The following is a 24,017-nucleotide window of genomic DNA, read 5'->3' as shown; positions in this document are numbered from 1 at the left end:
ACCCGTTGAACGATGGTTGTGTCGCGGATACTTGCCGTACGCGATCATTTGTTCGGCACGTCGGCCGACGACCGCTCCGAGGAGACCGGATGCCGTTCACTCTCAGCCATGCCGCAGCCGTGCTGCCCGGCGTACGCGCCGACGGGAGCGGACGCGGCCGGCTGGTGCCGGCGGTGCTCGTCGCGGGGTCCTTCTCCCCCGACCTCACGTACTACGCGGCGAGCGCGGTGCCCGACGCGATGGAGTTCGGCACGTTCACACACTCGTTCACCGGAGTCCTCACCGTCGACGTCCTCTTCTCCTGGGCACTGGTGGCGCTGTGGCTGCTGGTACGGGAACCCCTGGTGGCCCTGCTGCCCCGGATCCGGCAGGGCCGTCCCGCGGCCCTGCTGCGCTGCGGGGCGCCACGCGCGCGTGCCGGTCTCGCCCTGACGGCCCGGTGGTACGGGTCGGCCGTGCTGGGCGCGCTCACCCATGTCGTCTGGGACGCGTTCACGCACCACGACCGCTGGGGGACCAGGCTGGTCCCCGCGCTCGGCCGGGACGTCGCCGGCGTGCCGCTCTACACCGTGCTGCAGTACGGCACTTCGGCGGTGGCCGCAGCCGTGCTCGCCGTGTTCGTGCTGCGTGCGCTGCGGCGGGCACCGGCCGGGATGCCGGCGGGAGTACCGGTGCTGTCCGTACGGGACCGGTGGTGGGCGGTGGCGGGGATCGCCGGCTGCGCTCTGGTCGCCGCGGTGCAGCGGGCGACCCGTTGGTGGGCCTACTGGGGTTCGACGGCCACGCCCTGGGAGTTGCTGCCGACCGTGCTCTTCGGAGCGGGTGCGGGGCTGCTGCTCGGGGTGGTGGGGTATGCCGTGACGGTCAGGGTCTGGCGTCCGGCTCCGGTGGCCGGTGGTGTGCGCCGGAACCCCTCGGCCGTTCGGTGAGGGTGGCCACGAACACGGTCATGGTGCGGGGGCGGCGGGGGCCGGGGAGAGCGCTGAGGACCAGCGCGAGGTAGCTGCGGACGAGTTCGAGCCGTTGCCGCGGGTCGGGGCGGCCGCGCAGTCCGCGCCGCAGGCGGGTCACCGCTGTGCGCACGGTGACGGTCAGGTCGGTGGGGATGCGGGCGGAGCCGGCGTCGGGTGCCATGGCCGGGGCCGGTGAGGCCTCCCTGACCTGCGCCGCGGCGGGGCGGGCCTTGGCCGGGGGCCTGGTCCGGGGCGTCCGGCCGTGAAGCATGCGTATACCCATGCCCGCATCCTTGCCGCTGCCGGGTGCGGGGGCGTTCTGACGGGGTCCAGCTGAGTGACGCCCGTGCGGTGGCGGCGGGCGGGCGCCGTCTGACCTGCGGCGACGACCGGCGCCCGCCCGCCACCGGAGGCTAGTGGGCCGCCGACTCCCAGTCCGGGCCGACGCCCACCGAGACGTCCAGCGGGGCCCTGAGGCGGACCGCGTCGGCCATCTCGCGGCGGAGGATCGTCTCGACGTCGGCGCGCTCGCCGGGGGCGGTCTCCAGGACGATTTCGTCGTGGACCTGGAGGAGCATCCGGGACTTCAGGCCGGCCTCGCGCAGCGCGCCGTCCACCTTCAGCATGGCCATCTTGACGATGTCCGCCGCGGTGCCCTGGATGGGCGCGTTCAGCGCCATCCGCTCGGCCGCCTCACGGCGCTGGCGGTTGTCGCTGTTGAGGTCGGGGAGGTAGCGGCGGCGGCCGAAGAGCGTCGCGGTGTACCCGGTGGCCCGAGCCTCCTCCACCACCCGGCGCAGGTAGTCGCGCACGCCGCCGAACCGCTCGAAGTAGGTGTCCATCAGGGCGCGGGCCTCGCCCGCGTCGATGTTCAGCTGCTGGGAGAGGCCGAACGCCGACAGCCCGTAGGCGAGGCCGTACGACATCGCCTTGATCTTGCGGCGCATCTCCGCGTCGACGGCCGCGCGGTCGACGGAGAACACCTGGGAGGCGACCGTGGTGTGCAGGTCCTCACCGGAGGTGAACGCCTCGATCAGGCCCTCGTCCTCGGAGAGATGGGCCATCACCCGCAGTTCGATCTGGCTGTAGTCGGCCGTCATCAGCGACTCGAAGCCCTCGCCCACCACGAAGCCCCGGCGGATCGCCCGGCCCTCGTCGGTACGGACCGGGATGTTCTGGAGGTTCGGGTCCGTGGAGGACAGACGGCCGGTCGCGGCCACCGTCTGGTTGAACGTGGTGTGGATACGGCCGTCCGCCGCCACCGTCTTGATCAGCCCCTCGACCGTCACCCGCAGCTTGGCCTGCTCGCGGTGGCGGAGCATGATCACCGGCAGTTCGTTCTCGGTCTGGCCGGCCAGCCAGGCGAGCGCGTCGGCGTCGGTGGTGTACCCGGTCTTGGTCTTCTTGGTCTTGGGCAGGGCCAGCTCGCCGAAGAGCACCTCCTGCAACTGCTTGGGCGAACCGAGGTTGAACTCGTGTCCGGCAGCCGCGTGCGCCTCCTTCACGGCCTGCTGGACCGCCCCCGCGAACATCTGCTCCATCGCCTCGAGATGCGCGCGGTCGGCCGCGATGCCGTGCCGCTCCATGCGGGCCAGCAGGATGGAGGTGGGCAGTTCCATGTCGCGGAGCAGGTCCGCGGCGCCGACCTCCTGGAGCCGGCCCTCGAAGGCCTCGCCCAGGTCGAGGATGGCTCGGGCCTGGATCATCAGGGCGTCGGCCTCGGCGCCGTCGTCCGCGCCGAACGCCAGCTGCCCGTCGGCGGCGGCGGCCGGGGCCAGCTCGCGGTGCAGGTACTCCAGGGACAGCGCGTCCAGGTCGAAGGAGCGGCGGCCGGGCTTGACCAGGTAGGCGGCGAGCGCGGTGTCCATGGTGATGCCGTCGATGCTCCAGCCGTGCTCGGCGAAGACCCGCATGGCGCCCTTGGCGTTGTGGAAGACCTTGGGCCGCGCGGGGTCGGCCAGCCAGGCCGTCCACGCGTTCTCGTCGGCCTCGTCCAGCTCGGCGGGGTCGAACCAGGCCGCCTCTCCCCCGGCCGCCGCCAGCGCGACCTCGGCGACCGAGCCGGTGCCCAGCGCCCAGGTGTCGACGGTGGCGACACCCAGCGGGCCGGTGCCGTGCCCGGCGAGCCAGCCGGCCAGCTCGCCGGTGGCGAGGACGGTGCCGTCCACCGCCACGCCCGCTTCGGCGGCCGGCGCGGGCTCGGTCTCCTCGGCGCCGGGGTCGACGGCGTAGAGCCGCTCGCGCAGGGAGGGGTTGCGGATCTCCAGGGTGTCCAGGATCAGGGCGACGTTCTTGCGGTCGTACGGTGCGCGCTCCAGGTCGGCGACCGTCTTCGGCAGCTCGACCCGGCGCTCCAGCTCGGTGAGCCTGCGGTTGAGCTTGACCGACTCCAGGTGGTCACGGAGGTTCTGGCCGGCCTTGCCCTTGACCTCGCCGACGCGCTCGACCAGCTCGGCGAAGGAACCGAACTGGTTGATCCACTTCGCGGCCGTCTTCTCGCCGACGCCGGGGATGCCGGGCAGGTTGTCGGACGGGTCGCCGCGCAGGGCCGCGAAGTCCGGGTACTGGGCCGGCGTCAAGCCGTACTTCTCGAAAACCTTCTCCGGGGTGAACCGGGTCAGCTCGGAGACGCCCTTCGTCGGGTAGAGCACCGTGATGTGGTCGGTGACCAGTTGGAAGGAGTCGCGGTCGCCGGTGACGATCAGGACGTCGAAGCCCGCGGCCTCGGCCTGGGTGGCGAGGGTGGCGATGACGTCGTCGGCCTCGAAGCCCTCGACGGCGAAGCGCTGCGCGTGCATCGCGTCGAGCAGCTCGCCGATCAGCTCGACCTGGCCCTTGAACTCGTCCGGCGTCTTGGAGCGGTTCGCCTTGTACTCGGTGAACTCCTCCGAGCGCCAGGTCTTGCGCGAGACGTCGAAGGCCACCGCGAAGTGCGTGGGCGCCTCGTCACGCAGGGTGTTGGCCAGCATCGACGCGAAGCCGTAGATCGCGTTCGTCGGCTGGCCCGTCGCGGTCGTGAAGTTCTCCGCGGGCAGCGCGAAGAACGCGCGGTAGGCCAGTGAGTGCCCGTCCATGAGCATGAGCCGGGGCCGGGTCCCGCCGGGGGTCTGGTCGGTCTTCTTCGATGCTGTCTCTGCCACGCCCCCGATCCTGCCACGCCGCACCGACAGCGCGGGCCGACGGGACGGCTCGGGGCCGGTCCGCGGCCGCCGCACCGGGCCGTCCCGGCCGCGGGCACCCCCGCGCCCCGCCGCTCCCCACCCTCGAACGCTGTCGGACCCGCGTGCGAGGATCTGGGGTGCAACAGGGCAGTGGTGCCGGTCACAGAGGGAGTGCGTGCCATGGCGACGAAGCCGCCGCAGGGGGATCCGGTCCAGGACGAGCCGCGGGTCTCCGAACCCGAGCACGCGGCCGCGGGACTGCCGGCCATCGGGCACACCCTGCGCATCGCGCAGCAGCAGATGGGCGTGCGGCGCACCGCGCTGACGCTGCTGCGGGTCAACCAGAAGGACGGCTTCGACTGCCCCGGCTGCGCGTGGCCCGAGCCCGGTCACCGGCACACCGCCGAGTTCTGCGAGAACGGGGCGAAGGCCGTGGCCGAGGAGGCCACCCTGCGGCGCGTGACGCCCGAGTTCTTCGCCGAGCACCCGGTCGCCGATCTGCACCACCGCAGCGGCTACTGGCTGGGCCAGCAGGGCAGGCTCACCCACCCCATGTACCTCGCCGAGGGCGCGGACCACTACGAGCCGGTCGACTGGGAGCGCGCCTTCGACATCATCGGCGAGGAGATCGCCGCCCTCTCCTCCCCCGACGAGGCCGTCTTCTACACCTCGGGCCGCACCAGCAACGAGGCGGCGTTCCTGTACCAGCTGTTCGCGCGCGAGCTGGGCACCAACAACCTGCCGGACTGTTCCAACATGTGCCACGAGTCCTCGGGCTCGGCGCTCGGCGAGACCATCGGCGTCGGCAAGGGCAGCGTCCTGCTCGAGGACCTCTACAAGGCCGACCTGATCATCGTGGCCGGGCAGAACCCGGGGACCAACCACCCCCGCATGCTGTCGGCGCTGGAGAAGGCCAAGTCCGGCGGCGCGAAGATCATCAGCGTCAATCCGCTCCCGGAGGCCGGCCTGGAGCGGTTCAAGAACCCGCAGACCCCGCAGGGCATGCTCAAGGGCGCCGCGCTCACCGACCTGTTCCTGCAGATCCGGATCGGCGGCGACCAGGCCCTCTTCCGGGTCCTGAACAGGCTGATCCTGGAGACCGAGGGCGCGGTCGACGAGGAGTTCGTCCGCGAGCACACCCACGGGTACGAGGAGTTCGCCGAGGCCGCCCGCGCGGCCGACTGGGACGAGACGCTCGCCGCGACCGGGCTCACCCGCCCGGAGATCGAGGAGGCGCTGCGCATGGTGCTCGCCTCCGAGCGCACGATCGTCTGCTGGGCCATGGGTCTGACCCAGCACAAGCATTCGGTCCCGACGATCCGCGAGGTCGTCAACTTCCTGCTGCTGCGCGGCAACATCGGCCGTCCCGGCGCGGGACGTGTGCCCGGTCCGCGGCCATTCGAACGTGCAGGGCGACCGCACGATGGGCATCTTCGAGCGCCCGGCACCGGCGTTCCTGGACGCCCTGGAGAAGGAGTTCGGCTTCGCGCCGCCGCGCGAGCACGGCTTCGACGTGGTGCGTGCCATCCGCGCGCTGCGCGACGGCGAGGCGAAGGTGTTCTTCGCGATGGGCGGCAACTTCGTCTCCGCGAGTCCCGACACGGAGGTCACCGAGGCGGCGATGCGGCGGGCGCGGCTGACCGTGCACGTGTCGACGAAGCTGAACCGCTCGCACGTCGTGACGGGCGCGCGGGCGCTGATCCTGCCGACCCTCGGCCGCACGGAGCGTGATCTGCAGGACGGCGGTGAGCAGTTCGTCACCGTCGAGGACTCGATGGGCATGGTGCACGCCTCGCGCGGCCGGCTGGAGCCCGCGAGCGACCACCTGCTGTCGGAGCCGGCGATCGTGTGCCGGCTCGCCCGCCGGGTGCTCGGCGGGGCGAGCGCGACCCCGTGGGAGGAGTTCGAGAAGGACTACGCGACGGTACGCGACCGCATAGCGCGCGTGATCCCCGGTTTCGAGGACTTCAACGCGCGCGTGGCGCACCCGGACGGCTTCGCGCTGCCGCACGCCCCCCGCGACGAGCGCCGCTTCCCCACCGCCACCGGCAGGGCGAACTTCACGGCGGCGCCCGTGGAGTACCCCGAACTGCCCGAGGGGCGGCTGCTGTTGCAGACACTGCGCTCGCACGACCAGTACAACACCACGATCTACGGCCTGGACGACCGCTACCGGGGCATCAGGAACGGCCGCCGGGTGGTCCTGGTGAACCCCGAGGACGCGCGGGCGCTGGGCGTGGCCGACGGGTCGTACGTCGACCTGGTGAGCGAGTGGAAGGACGGCGTGGAGCGGCGGGCGCCCGGCTTCCGGGTGGTGCACTATCCGACGGCACGCGGCTGCGCGGCCGCGTACTACCCGGAGACCAACGTGCTGGTGCCGCTCGACGCGACCGCCGACACCAGCAACACCCCGGCCAGCAAGTCCGTCGTGGTCCGGCTGGTCGCCGGTGTGCCGCGGCCGAGGGCCGCGGTCTGAGCGGGCGCTCGGGCCGTCTGGAAGAATCAACGGCCTACTGAGCGTTTGCTCAGCCAGCAGAGACAGCCGTACGACGATCGGAGCCGGCCCATGGGCGAGCAGCAGCGTGTGAAGTTCCCGCAGGAGGTCATCGACGAGTACGCCGCGCTCGGTGTCGATCTGCCCGCCCTGTTCTCGGCGGGTCACCTCGGCAACCGGATGGGCGTGCAGATCCTGGAGGCCTCGGCGGACCGGGTCGTCGGCACCATGCCGGTGGAGGGCAACACCCAGCCGTACGGGCTGCTGCACGGCGGGGCCAGCGCGGTGCTGGCGGAGACCCTGGGCTCGGTCGGATCGATGCTGCACGGCGGCAGTTCGAAGATCGCGGTCGGCGTCGACCTGAACTGCACCCACCACCGCGGAGTCCGCTCCGGCCTGGTCACGGGCGTGGCCACCCCCGTCCACCAGGGGCGTTCCACGGCGACGTACGAGATCGTGATCAGCGACGAGGAGGGCCGCCGGGTGTGCACCGCACGGCTGACCTGCCTGCTGCGCGACGTACGCCCGGGTGACGAGGTCCACGTCCGGGGCACCGACGCCTGACCGGCTCCCGGCGGGAGCGAAGGGCCTCGGCGCCGCGGGCCGGGGCCGGCAGGCCGTCACCGGCGGGCCCATTGCCCCCCGCCGTCCCCGCGCTTAACGTCGGCGCATGGGACGGCGAGGAGGCACCCGGCCGGGTGGAGCGACCGCACTGGGGCTCGGACTCGCGCTGCTCACCGGCTGCGGCACCGCCGGCGCGCCCGCAGACGGCCCCGCGGGCCCCGGGCCGTCCTCCGCGTCACCGTCGGCGACGTCCGACGCCGCCCTGTGCGCCGCGATCGTCGCCCACTGGTCGCGTGAACTGCTCGACAGCCGCGCCTACGGTGACTACCAGTCCATGGGCCTGTCCAACGGCCAGTACGCGATCCTGCGCGACGTCGTGGACGCCGCGCGGACCGTGAAACGCCGTCAGGGGGCCTCCGCGGCCGACCAGTTGATCGTCCGGCGGTCGCGTGCCGCATGCGCCGAGCGGTACCGCGGCGGCGCCCCGACGGGAGGGCCCTGGCAGTGAGCGGAACGACCGGCATCGGCCCCGTCGAACCGGGCGAGGGCACCCACGGCCGCGACCTCCCGGGGCCGGTGGCCGCGCCACCCCCGCACCCCGGCCGCCGCCGCGCCTTCCTCGCCGTGGCCGTGACCGCCGCCGTGCTGGCCGGCGGCGGCTACCTCTACGCGACCCGGCCGCACGACCCGCCGCCGCCCCAAGTCCCCTACCCGGCGCAGACGGTGGCGTTCGCCTTCGCGGGCGACCGGCCCACTCCGGCCGGAGCCCCGCCCCGCAGCTTCAGCTTCGGGTTGCGGATGAGCGTGCTCGACGGAGCGCCGGTCACCGTGGACCGCATCAGCCAGCCCTACGCCGGCCTCTCGCTCACCGAGACACCGCACGCTCCTTTCCGGACAAAGTCAGGCACACCGCGCGAGGTCACGGTGACCATGCACGTAACCGACTGTGCAACGGTCCCGAAGGACGCCGGACTTCCTTTCCTGAACGTAACTCTGCGTAATACGCGCGCAATACAAGTCCAGAGTTTCATCCTGGGGACCCGCTACGCACAACACCTGTCGCGCGCCCTGAAAGTCGCCTGCAGCAACGGCCGGTAAGCGTTTCAAGTAATCACCAAACAGTCCGAGACGCCTGATCGGATTACGGCGGGTCCTGCGGGTTCTCATCATGCGGACGGCGCGAATCGGCCTGAATTCCACTCTTCTCGACACCATGTACCGCTCTGCATTACCTCGTGTCATAACAAGAGCGTCACAGCATCGGTCAGACCCTCCTCCACGTTCCCCAAGCCCGCTTAGAGTCACGGCCAGTCACGGCGCCGTCGGAATGTTCACTTCGACAAGGCGCGCGACTCGACCGTCTCCACGGGGATGCGGTTGTTCAGGGGAAAGGACTGATCGTGCGTCAACGTTCGCTCATCGCCATCACCGCAGCTCTGGCAGCGGGAGCACTCACCCTCACGGCCTGCGGCTCGCGCGACAGCGGCGACAAGGGCTCCGACTCGGGCAGTGGTGGCACCACGGTCACCATCGGCGTCGACGCCCCGCTGACCGGCGACCTGTCCGCGCTCGGCCTGGGCATCAAGAACTCCGTCGACCTCGCGGTCAAGCAGGCCAACAAGAAGAAGTACGTCGACGGCGTCACCTTCAAGATCGAGGCCAAGGACGACCAGGCCCAGCCGTCCTCCGGCCAGGCCAACGCCTCCGCGTTCGTCGGCGACAAGAACGTCTACGGCGTGGTCGGCCCGCTGAACTCCTCCGTCGCCCAGTCGATGCAGAAGGTCTTCGACGACGCGAAGCTCGTCGAGGTCTCCCCGGCCAACACCAACCCGGCGCTGACCCAGGGCGACAACTGGCAGACCACGAAGTCGCGTACGTACAAGTCGTACTTCCGTACCGCGACGACGGACGCCATCCAGGGCCCCTACGCCGCGCAGTACGTGTACAACACGGCGAAGCTGACCAAGGCCTTCATCATCGACGACAAGAAGACCTACGGCGCCGGCCTCGCCGCCACCTTCACCGACGAGTTCAAGAAGCTCGGCGGCAAGGTGGTCGGCACCGAGCACATCAACCCCGACTCCAAGGACTACTCCGCGGTCGTCACCAAGGTGAAGAACTCGGGCGCCACCGTGGTCTACTACGGCGGCGAGTACCCGCAGGCCGGCCCGCTGAGCAAGCAGCTCAAGGCCGCCGGTGCCAAGATCCCGCTGGTCGGCGGCGACGGCATCTACGCCGACGACTTCATCAAGCTGGCGGGCACCGCCGCCACCGGCGACATGGCCACCTCCGTCGGCGCGCCGGTCGAGACCCTCGACTCCGCCAAGGAGTTCGTCGCCAACTACAAGGCCGGCGGCTACGCGGAGGCCTACGGCGCCTACGGCGGCTACTCCTACGACTCGGCCTGGTCCATCATCGAGGCCGTGAAGAAGGTCGTCGACGACAACGGCGGCAAGCTGCCGTCCGACGCCCGCGCGAAGATCACCGCCGCGGTGCAGAACGTCTCCTTCGACGGTGTGACCGGCAAGGTCTCCTTCGACGAGTTCGGTGACGCGACCAACAAGCAGCTCACCGTCTACAAGGTCGACGGCACGGCGTGGAAGGCGGCCACCTCGGGCACGTACACCCCGAGCAGCTGACCCACACCCGCACGCAACACCGAGCCGCGCGGGGCGCTGTTCCACTGGCGCCCCGCGCGGACTCGCATCCGGCCTCATCCGTCGAACTTTCCGAACGTCTCGGAGGACATGCGGTGAACGAACTGCCGCAGCAGCTGGTCAACGGCCTGCTACTGGGATCCATGTACGGGCTGGTCGCCATCGGCTACACGATGGTCTATGGCATCGTCCAGCTCATCAACTTCGCCCACGGCGAGATCTTCATGACCGGCGCCTTCGGCGCGCTCACGGTCTACGCGTACGTACTGCCCGGCGGCACGTCGATGTGGATAGCCCTCCCGCTGATGCTGGTGGGCGCGATCATCGTCGCAACCCTGGTCGCCGTGGGAGCGGAACGGTTCGCCTACCGTCCGCTGCGCACCGCTCCGCGTCTCGCCCCCCTCATCACCGCCATCGGCCTCTCCCTGGCCCTCCAGCAGGCGGTGTGGGCCTGGTACCCCGAGGCGAAGTCCGCCCGGACCTTCCCCACCATCCCGGGCGGCCCCTTCGACATCGGCAACGTCACGATCCAGACCGGTGACATCTTCCTGGTGGTCGTGGCCCCGCTCAGCATGGCCTTCCTCGCCTACTTCGTGATGCGCACCCGCACCGGCCGGGGCATGCAGGCCACCGCCCAGGACCCGGACACGGCGAAGCTCATGGGCGTCAACACCGACCGCATCATCGTGATCGCGTTCGCCCTCGGTGCCGCCTTCGCCGCCGTGGGCGGTGTCGCCTACGGCCTCAAGTACGGCCAGATCGACTTCAAGATGGGCTTCCTGCTCGGTCTGAAAGCCTTCACCGCGGCCGTCCTCGGCGGCATCGGCAACATCTACGGCGCCATGCTCGGCGGACTCGTCCTCGGCGTCGCCGAGGCCCTGTCGACCGCCTACATCTCGGACATCCCCGGCATGGGCCAGTTCGGCAGCCAGTCCTGGGCCGACGTCTGGGCGTTCGTACTCCTCATCCTCGTACTGCTGTTCAGGCCACAGGGTCTGCTCGGCGAACGCGTCGCGGACAGGGCGTGACACCCATGACCACTGAGACCACCACATCCGAGACCCCCGAGACCCCGGGGACCCCGACGGCCGAGAACGCCCCCGCACCCGCCGCGACCGGCCTCATCGGCCTGCCCACCCCGCTGGGCCGGGCCCTCGCCACCGGCGGCGGCATCCTCGCCGTCATCTCCACCTTCATGTCCTGGACCTGGACCTCCGCCTTCCCCGGCGACCTCACGGTCTACGGCTACCCCGGCGGCCTGCAGGTCCTCGTCCTGATCGGCGGCATCCTCACCACGCTGTTCGGCCTCGCCTCCTACGGCGTCAAGGGCCTGGGCGCGCTCACCCCGGGCAGCGCCGACAGCGCGCTGAAGATGGCCGCGTTCGGCACCTTCGCGACCGCCTGGTACACCGTCATCGCCATCAGCGACGAACTCGGCGGCGTGGTCAACCTCGACCCGGGCGGCTTCGTCGTCGCGATCGCCACCATCGCCGCCCTGGTCGGCGCGATGTCCCTGCCCTTCGAACGGCCCGAGCCCGACCCCGTCGACCCCGACGACACCGGCTGGGAACTGTTCCGGCACAACACCCGCCAGAAGTGGAACACCTTCCGCGCGTCCTTCGCCGCCAAGACCCCCGCCCCGGCCCGCCCCATGGCCGCCTGGGCCGAGATCCTGGTGATCGTCGCCGCCATGGCCGTCGGCCTGATCGTCTTCAGCTACGGCGTCGGCACCTCCTACGACGAACTGTTCGTCGGCTTCCTCATCACCGCCGGCTTCGGCTTCGCCGCCCTCGCCAAGGCCGGGATCGTGGCCCGGGTCTCGGCGATCACCGCGAAGCACCGCAACATCACCATGACCGGCGCCTTCCTGGCCGCCGCGGCCTTCCCGTTCACCCAGTCCAACGACCAGTACGCGACGATCGGCGTCTACATCCTGATCTTCGCCACCGTCGCACTCGGCCTGAACATCGTCGTCGGCCTCGCCGGCCTGCTCGACCTCGGATACGTCGCCTTCCTCGGCGTCGGCGCCTACACCGCGGCCCTCGTCTCCGGCTCGCCCTCCTCGCCCCTGCACGTGCAGTGGCCGTTCTGGGCGTCCGCACTGCTCGGCGCCGCCGTCGCCATGGTCTTCGGCGTCATCATCGGCGCACCCACCCTGCGACTGCGCGGCGACTACCTGGCCATCGTGACCCTCGGCTTCGGTGAGATCTTCCGCATCACCGTCCTCAACCTGGACGGCACCTCCGGCCCCGACGTCACCAACGGCTCCAACGGCATCTCCTCGATCCCGAACCTCGACATCCTCGGCTTCGACTTCGGCGCCGAACACAACATCCTCGGCTCCACCATCGGCCGGTTCGCCAACTACCTGCTCCTGATGCTGGTCATCACGCTCATCGTGGTCGTCGTCTTCCGGCGCAGCAGCGACTCCCGCATCGGCCGCGCCTGGGTCGCCATCCGCGAGGACGAGACCGCCGCACTCGCCATGGGCATCAACGGCTTCCGCGTCAAGCTCATCGCCTTCGCCCTCGGCGCCTGCCTCGCCGGCCTCTCCGGCTCGGTCCAGGCACACGTCACCTACACCGTGACCCCCGAGCAGTACCAGTTCGCCTACGTCGTCCCGCCCAACTCCGCCTTCCTGCTGGCCGCGGTCGTCCTCGGCGGCATGGGCACCATCTCCGGCCCGCTGGTCGGCGCGTCCCTGCTCTACCTCATCCCGGCCAAGCTGCAGTTCCTCGGCGACTACCAGCTCTTCGCCTTCGGCGTGGCGCTCATCCTGCTGATGCGCTTCCGTCCGGAAGGCCTCATCCCCAACCGGCGCCGCCAGCTCGAGTTCCACGAGGAAGCCGAAGCGCCCGCCGTCCTCACCAAGGCAGGGGCCTGACCACGATGACCACCGACACCACCGTCCAGGACGCCACACCCGGCGCCGCCGCCCCCGGCGAGACCGTGCTCGACGCACGCGGCGTCACCATGCGCTTCGGCGGCCTGACCGCCGTACGCAACGTGGACCTCACCGTCAACAGCGGCGAGATCGTCGGTCTGATCGGCCCCAACGGAGCCGGCAAGACCACCTTCTTCAACTGCCTCACCGGCCTCTACATCCCCACCGAGGGCGAGGTCCGCTACAAGGGCCAGGTCCTGCCGCCGAAATCCTTCAAGGTCACCGCGGCCGGCATCGCCCGCACCTTCCAGAACATCCGGCTGTTCGCCAACATGAGCGTCCTGGAGAACGTGCTCGTCGGCCGGCACACCCGCACCAAGGAAGGCCTGTGGTCCGCACTGCTGCGCGGCCCCGGCTTCCACCGCGCCGAAGCCGCCTCCCGGGCCCGCGCCATGGAACTCCTCGAGTTCGTCGGCCTGGAGAACAAGGCCGAACACCTGGCCCGCAACCTGCCCTACGGCGAGCAGCGCAAGCTGGAGATCGCACGCGCCCTCGCCAGCGAGCCGGGACTGCTGCTGCTCGACGAACCGACGGCGGGCATGAACCCGCAGGAGACCCGGACCACCGAGGAACTGGTCTTCAAGATCCGCGACCGGGGCATCGCCGTCCTCGTCATCGAGCACGACATGCGCTTCATCTTCAACCTCTGCGACCGCGTCGCCGTCCTGGTCCAGGGCGAGAAGCTCATCGAGGGCGACAGCGCGACCGTGCAGGGCGACGACCGGGTCATCGCCGCCTACCTCGGCGAGCCGTTCGAGAACGCGCCCGGCGACGAAGAGGCCGCCGAGGTCGAGGCGGCCGAGGCGAACGCCGAGTCCCCGACCGACGCCGCGCCCGGCAAGGAGAACGACCGATGACCGCACTGCTCGAAGTAGAGGACCTGCGGGTCGCCTACGGCAAGATCGAGGCCGTCAAGGGCATCTCCTTCAAGGTCGAGGCAGGTCAGGTCGTCACCCTCATCGGCACCAACGGCGCCGGCAAGACGACGACCCTGCGCACGCTCTCCGGGCTGCTCAAGCCGGTCGGCGGCCAGATCCGGTTCAACGGCAAGTCGCTCAAGAAGATCCCCGCGCACAACATCGTGTCGCTGGGCCTGGCCCACTCCCCCGAGGGCCGGCACATCTTCCCCCGCATGACCATCGAGGACAACCTGCGCCTCGGTGCGTTCCTGCGCAACGACAAGCCGGGCATCGAGAAGGACATCCAGCGCGCCTACGACCTCTTCCCCATCCTCGGGGAACGGCGCAAGCAGGCCGCGGGCACCCTCTCCGGCGGCGAGCAGCAGATGCTCGCGATGGGCAGGGCGCTGATGTCCCAGCCCAAGCTGCTGATGCTCGACGAGCCCTCCATGGGACTCTCGCCGATCATGATGCAGAAGATCATGGCGACGATCGCGGAACTGAAGTCCCAGGGCACGACGATCCTGCTGGTCGAACAGAACGCCCAGGCGGCGCTCTCCCTGGCCGACCAGGGACACGTCATGGAGGTCGGCAGCATCGTCCTGTCGGGCACCGGCCAGGACCTGCTGCACGACGAGTCCGTCCGCAAGGCCTACCTCGGCGAGGACTGACACCGCGGCCCGATACGCCGAGGCCCGCGCTCCCTTCTCCGGAGCGCGGGCCTCGGTGTCGCCAGGGCGACGGGTCAGCCCTTGCCGGGCTTCTTCTTCTCGTCGCTGTCCGCGATGACCGCCTCGGCGACCTGCTGCATCGACATCCGGCGGTCCATCGACGTCTTCTGGATCCACCGGAACGCGGCCGGCTCGCTCAGGCCGTACTCCGTCTGCAGGATCGACTTCGCACGGTCGACCAGCTTGCGGGTCTCCAGGCGCAGGGTGAGGTCGGCGACCTCCTTCTCCAGCTCCTTCAGCTCGGTGAAGCGGGAGACGGCCATCTCGATCGCCGGGACCACGTCGCTCTTGCTGAACGGCTTGACCAGGTACGCCATCGCGCCCGCGTCGCGCGCCCGCTCGACCAGGTCGCGCTGGGAGAACGCGGTGAGCATCAGGACCGGGGCGATGGACTCCTCGGCGATCTTCTCGGCCGCCGAGATGCCGTCCAGCTTGGGCATCTTGACGTCCAGGATGACCAGGTCGGGGCGGTGCTCGCGGGCGAGCTCGACGGCCTGCTCGCCGTCGCCGGCCTCACCGACGACGGTGTACCCCTCCTCCTCCAGCATCTCCTTGAGGTCGAGCCGGATCAGGGCCTCGTCCTCGGCGATGACGACACGGGTCGTCAGCGGAGGCACGTGAGACCTGTCGTCGTCGGGTGCGTCGACTGGCTGGGGCGACTCGGCGGCGGTCACGGGGGCTCCTCGTTCAGGGCACGGGGGTAGTGCTGACAAGAGCCTACCTAGCTACGGTAGGCTAGGGCGCGGCGGGTCACGGTCTGCCTTTGATTTACAGGAAGCCCCGGTAGTCCAGCGGAAGAGACACGGTGCTCAAACCACCGACAGCGTGGGTTCGAATCCCACCCGGGGCACTTTTCCTTCAGTTCCAAGGTCGCGAATCATAAGCGGATGCGCACCTTCTCGTGAATATCCCCTTTTCGCTGCGTGTCGCCGTGACCTCCCCCTTCACAGTGGCCACATGTACGACGTCAGCACACGCGAACGAGCACTCACACTGGTGGCCCAGGGCCGAAGCCTGAACTCCGTCAGCAAGGAGACGGGGGTGTCCCGGGCGGCGATTCGCTCCTGGCAACACCGCCTTGCGCCGCTCCCCCGCATGACGGCTCCAGACCCCGGACCACCCGCAGACGAACGCGCGTACGCCTACCTACTGGGCCTCTACCTCGGCGACGGCTGCATCAGCACCCACCCCCGCGGCACGGGTCACTACCTGCGGATCGCCTGCGCCGACGCCTGGCCGGGGCTCATCGAGCTGTGCCGCGACGCCATCAAGTCTGTACGGCCCGCCACCGGTGTGTACCTCATGCCCAGGCAGGGCTGCACGATGGTCACGAGCTACCACCGGCACTGGCCCGCGCTCTTCCCCCAGCACGGCCCCGGCAAGAAACACGAACGCCCCATCGTCCTCGCGCCCTGGCAGCAGGCGATCGTCGACACCCACCCCTGGGAGTTCGTCCGGGGTCTCGTCCACTCCGACGGCTGCCGCGTCACCAACTGGACGACCCGCGTCGTCGCCGGTGAGCGCAAGCGGTACGAATACCCGCGCTACTTCTTCACCAACAGGTCCGACGACATCCTGACCCTCTGCACCGGCACCCTCGACAAGCTCGGCGTCCAATGGACGCGCTGCACCCGCGCCGGGAACGCGTTCAGCGTCTCCGTCGCCAAGAGAGCCCACGTGGCCCTCATGGACACCCACGTGGGACCCAAGTACTGACAGCGTCTCACCGGCACTACCTCGGGCTGTCGTCCTCGCCGATGTGGTGGACGCGGACCATGTTGGTGGAGCCGGAGACGCCGGGCGGGGAGCCCGCCGTGATGACGACGACGTCGCCCTTCTGGCAGCGGCCGTACTTCAGCAGCAGTTCGTCCACCTGGTCGACCATCTTGTCCGTCGAGTCGACGTGCGGGCCGAGGAAGGTCTCCACGCCCCAGGTCAGGTTGAGCTGGGAGCGGGTGGCCGGCTCCGGGGTGAAGGCGAGGAGCGGGATCGGCGAGCGGTAGCGGGACAGGCGTCGGACCGTGTCGCCCGACTGGGTGAAGGCGACCAGGAACTTCGCGCCGAGGAAGTCGCCCATCTCGGCGGCGGCCCGGGCGACCGCGCCGCCCTGGGTGCGGGGCTTGTTGCTCTCGGTCAGCGGCGGCAGCCCCCTGGCGAGGATGTCCTCCTCGGCGGCTTCGACGATCTTCGCCATGGTCCGGACGGTCTCGACGGGGTACTTGCCGACGCTGGTCTCGCCGGAGAGCATCACCGCGTCGGTGCCGTCGATGACCGCGTTGGCGACGTCGGAGGCCTCGGCGCGGGTGGGCCGGGAGTGGTCGATCATCGAGTCGAGCATCTGGGTGGCGACGATGACCGGCTTGGCGTTGCGCCTGGCCAGTTTGACGGCGCGCTTCTGGACGATCGGGACCTGCTCCAGGGGCATCTCGACGCCGAGGTCGCCGCGGGCGACCATGATGCCGTCGAAGGCGGCCACGATGGAGTCGATGTTCTCGACGGCCTGCGGCTTCTCCACCTTGGCGATGACCGGGAGTCGGCGGCCTTCCTCTTCCATGATGCGGTGGACGTCCTCGACGTCCTTGCCGCTGCGCACGAAGGAGAGGGCGATCACGTCGAAGCCGGTGCGCAGTGCCCAGCGCAGGTCGGCCTCGTCCTTGTCGGACAGGGCCGGAACGGAGACGGCGACGCCGGGGAGGTTGAGGCCCTTGTGGTCGGAGACCATGCCGCCCTCGACGACGGTGGTGTGGACCCGGGGGCCGTCGACGTGGGTGACCTCCAGGCAGACCTTGCCGTCGTCGACGAGGACGCGCTCACCGGGGGTGACGTCGTCGGCGAGGCCGGCGTAGGTCGTGCCGCACTGCCCGCGGTCGCCCTCGACGCCCTCCTCGACGGTGATGACGAAGGTGTCGCCGCGTTCGAGGAGTACCGGGCCCTCGGTGAAGTGGCCGAGGCGGATCTTCGGGCCTTGAAGGTCGGCGAGCATGCCGACGCTGCGACCGGTCTCGTCGGAGGCCTTGCGAACGCGCTGGTAGCGCTCCTCGTGCTCGGCGTGGCTGCCGTGGCTGAGGTTGAATCGGGCGACGTCCATTCCGGCCTCGACCAGTGCCTTGATCTGGTCGTACGAGTCGGTGGCGGGCCCCAGAGTACAAACGATCTTTGCTCGGCGCATGTTTCGAGCCTAGGCCTTACCGGCGGGTAGAGAATTGGTCGCACATGACGACCCAACAACCTTTGCGTGAAGGCCTATTGACAAGTGTTGAATTGTGCGAGGGTCCGCTCCTATGAGCATCTCGCACCTGTTGAATGCGGGAATGCGGGCGCTCATTCATTCGAAATACCGAACGGCCGCTTCGGGGTCACAGCTCGGGCGGCGCCATGGTGAATTGCGCGGCGACCTGAGCGGTCACTCGCAGTCGCGGTGGTTCGAGATCGAGGGGTTCGGCGGGCTCGGCGATCTCGGCGGCGGCCATGCGGCGGACTCCGCCGCCGAACGCGGCCCGCCGCGGCTGCGGGCCCTCGGAGCCGGTGTCGGCGAGTTCGACGAGGGCGGCGAGGGAGGTGCCGAGAGCGCTCGCGTATTCGCGTGCGCGCTGCACGGCCTCGGCGACCGCCTGCCGCCTGGCCTCGCCGTGCACGGGCGAGTCGGGGTGCAGCGACCACCAGGGGCCGTCGACCCGGGTGAGTTCCAAGTCGGCGAGTCTGGTGGTGAGTTCGCCGAGGACGGTGAAGTCGGTGAGTTCGGCGGTGAGCTGGACCCGGCCCTGGTAGCTGCGGACCTTCTCGCCCCGGCCGCGTTCGGCGAATTCGGGGGCGATGGAGAAGGCCCCGGTCGACAGCCGGGCCACCGCGTCGCCGTAGGACTTGATCAGGTCGAGGGCGGTGGTGTTGCGGCGGGTGAGGTCGTCCAGCGTGGTGCGGCGGTCGCGGCCGCGGGCGCTCACCATGACGCCGATCCGGACCAGCTCGGGTTCGACCTCCAGCTCCGCTTCGCCGCGTACGACGAGCAGGGGGGCCTCGGCTGTGCCGGCCGGTCGGCGGTCCTCGGGCTGGGCTGCTGTCATACGCCCCACTCTGTCACGTCATCCCCGGTTGTGCGCACCGGAGTTCGCGGGCCGGGTCACCGGATCGCAACCTCCAGGACCTGTTGCCGTCAGTCATGTCCAGGACAGAATCTACGCGCGTCGTTGACCATTTCCCGAGGAGATCAAGACATGCCCTTGAACCGCCGGAAGTTCCTGACGAAGTCCGCCGCCACCGGGGCGGGGGTCGCGGTCGCCGGAGCGGCGGCTCCGGCGCAGGCCGCCCCGGCCGCGCAGGCCGCCCCGAGGCCGGCCAAGCACCCCAAGCGGTACTCGCTGACCGTCATGGGCACCACCGACCTGCACGGAAACGTCTTCAACTGGGACTACTTCAAGGACGCTGAGTACGCGGACGCCAAGGGGAACGCCCTCGGTCTGGCGCGCATCTCGACCCTGGTGAACCAGGTGCGCGCGGAGAAGGGCCGCCGCAACACCCTGCTGCTGGACGCCGGCGACACCATCCAGGGCACCCCGCTGACGTACTACTACGCCAAGGTCGACCCGATCACCGCCGAGGGCGGCCCGGTGCACCCGATGGCGCAGGCCATGAACGCGATCGGGTACGACGCGGCGGTGCTCGGCAACCACGAGTTCAACTACGGCATCGAGACCCTGCGCAGGTTCGAGGACCAGCTGCGCTTCCCGCTGCTCGGCGCCAACGCCGTCGACGCGAAAACCCTGAAGCCGGCCTTCCCGCCGTACTTCATGAAGAAGTTCCACGTGCCGGGCGCCCCGCCGGTCAAGGTCGCCGTGCTCGGCCTGACCAACCCGGGCATCGCGATCTGGGACAAGGCCCTCGTCCAGGGCAGGCTGGCCTTCCCGGGTCTCGAGGAGCAGGCCGCGAAGTGGGTGCCCAAGCTGCGGGCGATGGGCGCGGACGTGGTCGTGGTCTCGGCGCACTCCGGCACCTCGGGCACCTCCTCCTACGGCGACCAGGTGCCCTACGTGGAGAACGCGGCCGCGAACGTGGCCAGGCAGGTGCCGGGCATCGACGCGATCCTGGTCGGCCACGCGCACGCGGAGATCCCGGAGCTGAAGGTCGTCAACGAGGCGACCGGGAAGACCGTCGTGCTCTCCGAGCCGCTGTGCTGGGCCGAGCGCCTCACCCTCTTCGACATCGAGCTGGTGTTCGCCAGGGGCGGGTGGGAGGTGGAGTCGGTGGCCGCCTCGCTGCGCAACTCCAACACGGTGTCCGACGACCCGAGGATCACCCGCCTGCTGAAGGACGAGCACGCCGAGGTGGTGGCGTACGTCAACCAGGTCGTCGGCTCCGCCACCGAGACCCTCACCACGGTCGAGGCCCGCTACCGGGACGCCCCGATCATCGACCTGATCACCAAGGTCCAGGAGGACGTGGTCAAGGCGGCGCTGGCGGGCACCGAGTACGCCGCGCTCCCGGTGCTCGCCCAGGCCTCGCCGTTCTCCCGGACCTCGCAGATCCCGGCGGGCCAGGTCACCGTCCGGGACCTGTCCGGCCTGTACGTCTACGACAACACGCTGGTCGCCAAGGTGATGACGGGCGCTCAGATCCGTGCCTATCTGGAGTACTCGGCGGAGTACTACGTGCAGACGGCGGCCGGGGCGCCCGTCGACGTGGAGAAGCTGACCAACGCCGGCAACCGTCCTGACTACAACTACGACTACGTGTCGGGTCTGCGCTACGACATCGACATCGCGCGGCCGGCCGGGTCCCGGATCAGGAACCTCACCTTCGGCGGCGCGGCCCTCGACGACGCGGGGCAGTTCGTGCTCGCGGTGAACAACTACCGTGCCAACGGCGGCGGCGCGTTCCCGCATGTGGCCTCGGCCAAGGAGGTGTGGTCGGAGTCGACGGAGATCCGCACCCGGATCGCGGAATGGGTGACCGCCAAGGGTGTCCTGGACCCGAAGGACTTCGCGTCGGCGGACTGGAGGCTGACCCGCGAGGGGACGCCGGTGTTCTGACGGTACGGCGGGCGCCGGTCCGTGGACCGGCGCCCGTGCCCTCAGTCGGCGAGGGGGGTGAGCTGCCTGGGCCGCTGTCCGTGCTGCGGGGGGACCCGCTCCTCGGACCGCTCCAGCCCGAAGCTGGTGAAGGCGGTGCGGGCGGGCAGCGGGTAGGGCTCCTTGCCGGTCACGGAGTTGAGGATGGTGGCGCTGCGCCAGGCGGCGAGTCCCAGGTCCGGGGCGCCGACACCGTGGGTGTGCAGCTCGGCGTTCTGCACGTACGCCGATCCGGTCACCGACGGGTCGAGGACGAGCCGGAACCGCTCGTCCACGCGCGGGCGTTCGCCGCTGTCCCGGCGCAGGTAGGGGTCGAGGCCGGCGAGCAGGCGGCCGAGGGGGCGCTCGCGGTAGCCGGTGGCGAGCACCACGGCGTCGGTGGCGAGCCGGGAGCGGCTGCCCTGCTGGATGTGTTCCAGGTGTAGTTCGATCTTGGTGGTGGCGATGCGGCCGGCCGTGCGGACCTGGACTCCGGGCGTGAGGACGGCGTCGGGCCAGCCGCCGTGCAGGGTGCGGCGGTAGAGCTCGTCGTGGATGGCGGCGATGGTGTCGGTGTCGATGCCCCGGTGCAGCCGCCACTGGGAGGCGACCAGCCGGTCCCGGACCTGCTCGGTCAGGGCGTGGAAGTAGCGGGTGTGGTCGGGGGTGAAGTGCTCCAGGCCGAGCTTGGAGTACTCCATGGGAGTGAAGGCCTCGCTGCGCCCGATCCAGTGCAGCTTCTCGCGGCCGGCGGGACGGTGCCGCAGCAGGTCGAGGAAGATCTCGGCGCCGGACTGTCCGGAGCCGACGACGGTGACGTGGCCGGCGGCGAGGAAGGCCTCGCGGTGGTCGAGGTAGTCGGCCGCGTGCACGACGGGCACGCCCGGTGCCTCCACCAGGGGCTTGAGCGGGTCGGGCACGTGCGGGACCGTGCCGACCCCCAGTACGACGTTCTTCGTGTAGGTACGGCCCAGGGCCTCGGCCTCGCCCTCGGCGTCGAGGTGGGTGAAGTCGACCTCGAACAGGTCGCGTTCGGCGTTCCAGCGGACCGCGTCCACCTGGTGGGAGAAGCGCAGTCCGGGCAGGTTCCCGGCGACCCAGCGGCAGTACGCGTCGTACTCGGCGCGCTGGATGTGGAAGCGCTCGGCGAAGTAGAACGGGAAGAGCCGGTCGCGGGACTTGAGGTAGTTCAGGAAGGACCAGGGGCTGGCGGGGTCGGCGAGGGTCACCAGGTCGGCCAGGAACGGCACCTGGATGGTGGCGCCGTCGATCAGCAGCCCGGGGTGCCAGTCGAAGCCGGGGCGCTGCTCGTAGAAGACGGCGTCCAGTTCGGCGAGCGGGTGGGCGAGTGCGGCCAGGGAGAGGTTGAACGGGCCGACGCCGATGCCGACCAGGTCACGGGGGGCGTCCGGTTCCTGGTGTGGGGGGTTGGGCAGCGAGCTCATTGGGGCGTCGTTCCTTCCACGAGTTTGAGGAGGACGGCCAGTTCGTCCGGCCGGGTGTGGGGGTTGAGGAGGGTGGCCTTGAGCCAGAGCCGGCCGTCGAGGCGGGCCCGGCCGAGGACGGCGCGGCCTTCGTGCAGCAGGCTGCGCCGTATGCCGGCGACGTCCTCGTCGGTGGCTCCGGTGGGGCGGAACAGCACCGTGCTGATGTCCGGGCGGCCGTGGAGCTCGAAGCCGGGGTGCTCCCGGACCAGGGCGGCGAACTCACGGGCCCGTGCGCACACCTGGTCGACCAGCGCGCCGAGTCCGGAGCGGCCCAGGGTCCTGAGGGTGACCGCGATCTTGAGGACGTCGGGGCGCCGGGTGGTACGCAGCGAGCGGCCGAGCAGGTCGGGGTAGCCGGCTTCGGTGTCATCGTCGGCGTTGAGGTAGTCGGCGCGGTGGTGGAGCACGCCCAGCTCGGCCGGGCGGGCGACCGCCAGGAGGCCCGCGGCGACCGGCTGCCAGCCGAGTTTGTGCAGGTCGAGGGTGACGGTGTGGGCGCGCTCCAGGCCGGCGAGTTTGTCCCGGTGCCGGTCGCTGAAGGCGAGGCCGCCCCCGTAGGCGGCGTCGACGTGCAGCCGGGCGCCGTGGGCCGCGCACAGGCCGGCGATCTCGGGGAGCGGGTCGATGAGACCGGCGTCGGTGGTGCCGGCGGTCGCGGCCACGACGAACGGTTTCGGCAGCCGGGTGAGGGCCGCGTGCAGGGCGGCCGGGTCGAGGACGCCGTCGGGTGCCGGGACCACGACCGGGTCGGGCAGGCCCAGCAGCCAGGCGGCGCGGGGCAGCGAGTGGTGGGCGTTGGCGCCGCAGATCAGCCGGACGCCGCCGCCGAGGGCCTCGCGGGCGAGGAGCAGGGCGAGTTGGTTGGACTCGGTGCCGCCGCTGGTGACCACCGCGTCGGACAGGCCGATGGTGTGGGCGAGGGCACGGGTGACCATGGCTTCCAGGGCGGAGGCGGCCGGGGCCTGGTCCCAGGAGTCCAGCGAGGGGTTGAGGGCGCTGGCGGCGAGGTCCGCGGCGGTGGCGACGGCGAGCGGCGGGCAGTGCAGGTGGGCCGCGCACAGCGGGTCGGCGGGGTCGGCCGCGCCCGCCGCGAGGACCGTCACCAGGGTGCGCAGGGCGTCGGGGTCGCCGTGGTCCGGGAGGACGTCCCCGACGGCGTCCGCGACCCGCCCGGTCACCGCGTCGGGGCCGCCCGCGGGCAGCGGTCCGCCACGGGCCCGGCCGCCGTCGCGCAGCGCGTCGAGCACGGTGTCGAGCAGGGGCCGCAGGGCGTCGGGGCCCTGGGGTCCGGATGCGAGGGGCGGCGTGCTCATGGGTCTCCTCGGGGCGCCGGCCGAAAGGGGTTGTCCGCGGGGGGAGTTCCAGCTTGTACGGGATTGGGTCTGCGCGCCCGCAAAGTACAACGATCGGAACCCGAAAGTGGGTACTGCCGTGCGGGGAAAACATGTCGGGGACGGCTGCGCCGGGGGCGCGTCGGAGCAGGCGGCGACGGGGCGTTGAGACCGGGGCTGACCGGGGGTTAACGTCGGTCGGGTGGTTGACGCGTGGATGATCGACGTGCCCGGTGAGCGGGTGCTGGTCCGGGAGCCGCTGCCCTCGGACGAGGGGGCGCTGCTCGAACTGTTCGAGGCGTGCGAGGACTGGTTCGTGGCGGCGACCGGTCTGCCGTCCGGGCCGGGCGACGTGCAGAGCCTGTTCTACGGGCTGCCCGAGGGCGCCGATCCGGACGACAAGGTGCTGCTCGTACTGGAGCGGGACGGGGTCGTCTCGGGCCTGGTGGACGCGGTACGGAACCATCCGGCGCCCGGGGCGGTCGCGGTGGGGCTGTTCCTGCTGGCGCCCTGGGCGCGCGGCCGGGGTCTCGGGCGGGCGCTGGCCGAGTCGCTGCTCGCGCATGCCGAGGGGGTGTCGCTGGTGACGGCGGGCGTGCCGCCGGGCTGGCGGTCCGGTGAGGGTTTCCTGCAGCGTCTCGGCTTCACGCTGGGTGCGGCGGTGCCGGTGGCGGCGGAGGTCGGCAACCGGCGCGCGGGCCCCCGCGAAGGGGCCCTGCGCCGGGCGGAACTGCGACCGGCGGGCTAGATCGTGT

The 24,017-nt window shown here is 70.7% G+C and carries 19 protein-coding genes, 1 tRNA gene and 1 pseudogene; 14 read left to right on the top strand and 7 right to left on the bottom strand.

Annotation, left to right across the window (positions count from 1 at the left end; translation table 11 throughout):
* Positions 1-89: 89 nt before the first annotated feature.
* Positions 90-929: a DUF4184 family protein gene (locus ACFY3I_RS13930; RefSeq protein WP_390860722.1), complete on the top strand. Its 840-nt coding sequence runs from the start codon at positions 90-92 to the stop codon at positions 927-929.
* Here the strand turns inward: ACFY3I_RS13930 and ACFY3I_RS13925 are convergent.
* Both ACFY3I_RS13925 and polA read right to left on the bottom strand, forming a co-directional pair.
* Positions 865-1,236, bottom strand: coding sequence for a hypothetical protein (locus ACFY3I_RS13925; protein WP_390860721.1), 372 nt, complete (start codon positions 1,234-1,236; stop codon positions 865-867). The genes ACFY3I_RS13930 and ACFY3I_RS13925 overlap by 65 nt on opposite strands.
* Positions 1,237-1,366: 130 nt before the next feature.
* Positions 1,367-4,093, bottom strand: coding sequence for a DNA polymerase I (gene polA / locus ACFY3I_RS13920; RefSeq protein ID WP_390860720.1), 2,727 nt, complete (start codon positions 4,091-4,093; stop codon positions 1,367-1,369).
* Between the two features lie 201 nt (positions 4,094-4,294).
* On the opposite strand from polA, the pseudogene ACFY3I_RS13915 reads away from it, so the two are divergent.
* The 9 genes and pseudogenes from ACFY3I_RS13915 (at position 4,295) to ACFY3I_RS13875 (ending at position 14,343) form a co-directional block, all read left to right on the top strand.
* Positions 4,295-6,590 (top strand): annotated as a pseudogene (locus ACFY3I_RS13915) (FdhF/YdeP family oxidoreductase).
* Between the two features lie 90 nt (positions 6,591-6,680).
* Positions 6,681-7,172, top strand: coding sequence for a PaaI family thioesterase (locus ACFY3I_RS13910; protein ID WP_390860719.1), 492 nt, complete (start codon positions 6,681-6,683; stop codon positions 7,170-7,172).
* 106 nt (positions 7,173-7,278) lie between these two features.
* Positions 7,279-7,680, top strand: coding sequence for a hypothetical protein (locus ACFY3I_RS13905; RefSeq protein WP_390860718.1), 402 nt, complete (start codon positions 7,279-7,281; stop codon positions 7,678-7,680).
* On the top strand, positions 7,629-8,270 hold the full coding sequence (locus ACFY3I_RS13900; protein WP_390860717.1) for a Tat pathway signal sequence domain protein: 642 nt from the start codon (positions 7,629-7,631) through the stop codon (positions 8,268-8,270). Before ACFY3I_RS13905 ends, ACFY3I_RS13900 begins: the two co-directional genes overlap by 52 nt.
* A 302-nt stretch (positions 8,271-8,572) precedes the next feature.
* Positions 8,573-9,811 carry a branched-chain amino acid ABC transporter substrate-binding protein gene (locus ACFY3I_RS13895; protein WP_365283255.1) on the top strand — a complete coding sequence of 413 codons (1,239 nt, stop codon included), beginning with the start codon at positions 8,573-8,575 and terminating at the stop codon, positions 9,809-9,811.
* Between the two features lie 113 nt (positions 9,812-9,924).
* Positions 9,925-10,857 carry a branched-chain amino acid ABC transporter permease gene (locus tag ACFY3I_RS13890; RefSeq protein ID WP_362722776.1) on the top strand — a complete coding sequence of 311 codons (933 nt, stop codon included), beginning with the start codon at positions 9,925-9,927 and terminating at the stop codon, positions 10,855-10,857.
* Positions 10,858-10,862: 5 nt separating this feature from the next.
* A complete protein-coding gene (locus ACFY3I_RS13885; RefSeq protein WP_390860716.1) occupies positions 10,863-12,713 on the top strand; it encodes a branched-chain amino acid ABC transporter permease in 1,851 nt (616 codons plus the stop codon).
* A gap of 5 nt (positions 12,714-12,718) precedes the next feature.
* Positions 12,719-13,630 carry an ABC transporter ATP-binding protein gene (locus tag ACFY3I_RS13880; RefSeq protein WP_390860715.1) on the top strand — a complete coding sequence of 304 codons (912 nt, stop codon included), beginning with the start codon at positions 12,719-12,721 and terminating at the stop codon, positions 13,628-13,630.
* Positions 13,627-14,343 (top strand): ABC transporter ATP-binding protein, encoded by a 717-nt coding sequence (locus ACFY3I_RS13875; RefSeq protein WP_365283248.1) that lies wholly within the window; start codon positions 13,627-13,629, stop codon positions 14,341-14,343. The genes ACFY3I_RS13880 and ACFY3I_RS13875 overlap by 4 nt, the downstream gene beginning before the upstream one ends.
* A 74-nt stretch (positions 14,344-14,417) precedes the next feature.
* Here the strand turns inward: ACFY3I_RS13875 and ACFY3I_RS13870 are convergent, their stop codons facing one another.
* Complete coding sequence (locus ACFY3I_RS13870; protein ID WP_390860714.1) at positions 14,418-15,077, bottom strand: ANTAR domain-containing response regulator; 660 nt, start codon at positions 15,075-15,077, stop codon at positions 14,418-14,420.
* Between the two features lie 103 nt (positions 15,078-15,180).
* Here ACFY3I_RS13870 and ACFY3I_RS13865 point away from each other — a divergent pair.
* Positions 15,181-15,253 (top strand) — tRNA-Leu (locus ACFY3I_RS13865).
* A gap of 107 nt (positions 15,254-15,360) precedes the next feature.
* A complete protein-coding gene (locus ACFY3I_RS13860; protein WP_390860713.1) occupies positions 15,361-16,119 on the top strand; it encodes a helix-turn-helix domain-containing protein in 759 nt (252 codons plus the stop codon).
* Between the two features lie 16 nt (positions 16,120-16,135).
* Here ACFY3I_RS13860 and pyk read toward each other — a convergent pair whose 3' ends face one another.
* Both pyk and ACFY3I_RS13850 read right to left on the bottom strand, forming a co-directional pair.
* Positions 16,136-17,572: a pyruvate kinase gene (pyk, locus tag ACFY3I_RS13855; RefSeq protein WP_390860712.1), complete on the bottom strand. Its 1,437-nt coding sequence runs from the start codon at positions 17,570-17,572 to the stop codon at positions 16,136-16,138.
* 187 nt (positions 17,573-17,759) lie between these two features.
* On the bottom strand, positions 17,760-18,464 hold the full coding sequence (locus ACFY3I_RS13850; protein WP_390860711.1) for an SIMPL domain-containing protein: 705 nt from the start codon (positions 18,462-18,464) through the stop codon (positions 17,760-17,762).
* 150 nt (positions 18,465-18,614) lie between these two features.
* Between ACFY3I_RS13850 and ACFY3I_RS13845 the strand changes: the two genes are divergently transcribed.
* Positions 18,615-20,426, top strand: coding sequence for a bifunctional metallophosphatase/5'-nucleotidase (locus ACFY3I_RS13845; RefSeq protein WP_390860710.1), 1,812 nt, complete (start codon positions 18,615-18,617; stop codon positions 20,424-20,426).
* A gap of 41 nt (positions 20,427-20,467) precedes the next feature.
* On the opposite strand, the gene ACFY3I_RS13840 is transcribed toward ACFY3I_RS13845, so the two are convergent.
* Entirely contained in the window at positions 20,468-21,889 is a 1,422-nt protein-coding gene (locus ACFY3I_RS13840; RefSeq protein WP_390860709.1) for a lysine N(6)-hydroxylase/L-ornithine N(5)-oxygenase family protein, read from the bottom strand.
* Positions 21,886-23,244, bottom strand: a complete 1,359-nt coding sequence (locus ACFY3I_RS13835; RefSeq protein ID WP_390860708.1) for a pyridoxal phosphate-dependent decarboxylase family protein — start codon at positions 23,242-23,244, stop codon at positions 21,886-21,888. Before ACFY3I_RS13835 ends, ACFY3I_RS13840 begins: the two co-directional genes overlap by 4 nt.
* A 220-nt stretch (positions 23,245-23,464) precedes the next feature.
* On the opposite strand from ACFY3I_RS13835, the gene ACFY3I_RS13830 reads away from it, so the two are divergent.
* Positions 23,465-24,010: a GNAT family N-acetyltransferase gene (locus ACFY3I_RS13830; protein WP_390860707.1), complete on the top strand. Its 546-nt coding sequence runs from the start codon at positions 23,465-23,467 to the stop codon at positions 24,008-24,010.
* The last annotated feature ends 7 nt before the right edge of the window (positions 24,011-24,017 follow it).

Source organism: Streptomyces sp. NPDC001068 (assembly GCF_042897315.1).
Taxonomy (GTDB): domain Bacteria; phylum Actinomycetota; class Actinomycetes; order Streptomycetales; family Streptomycetaceae; genus Streptomyces.
This window is presented reverse-complemented; position numbering and strand designations above follow the sequence as displayed.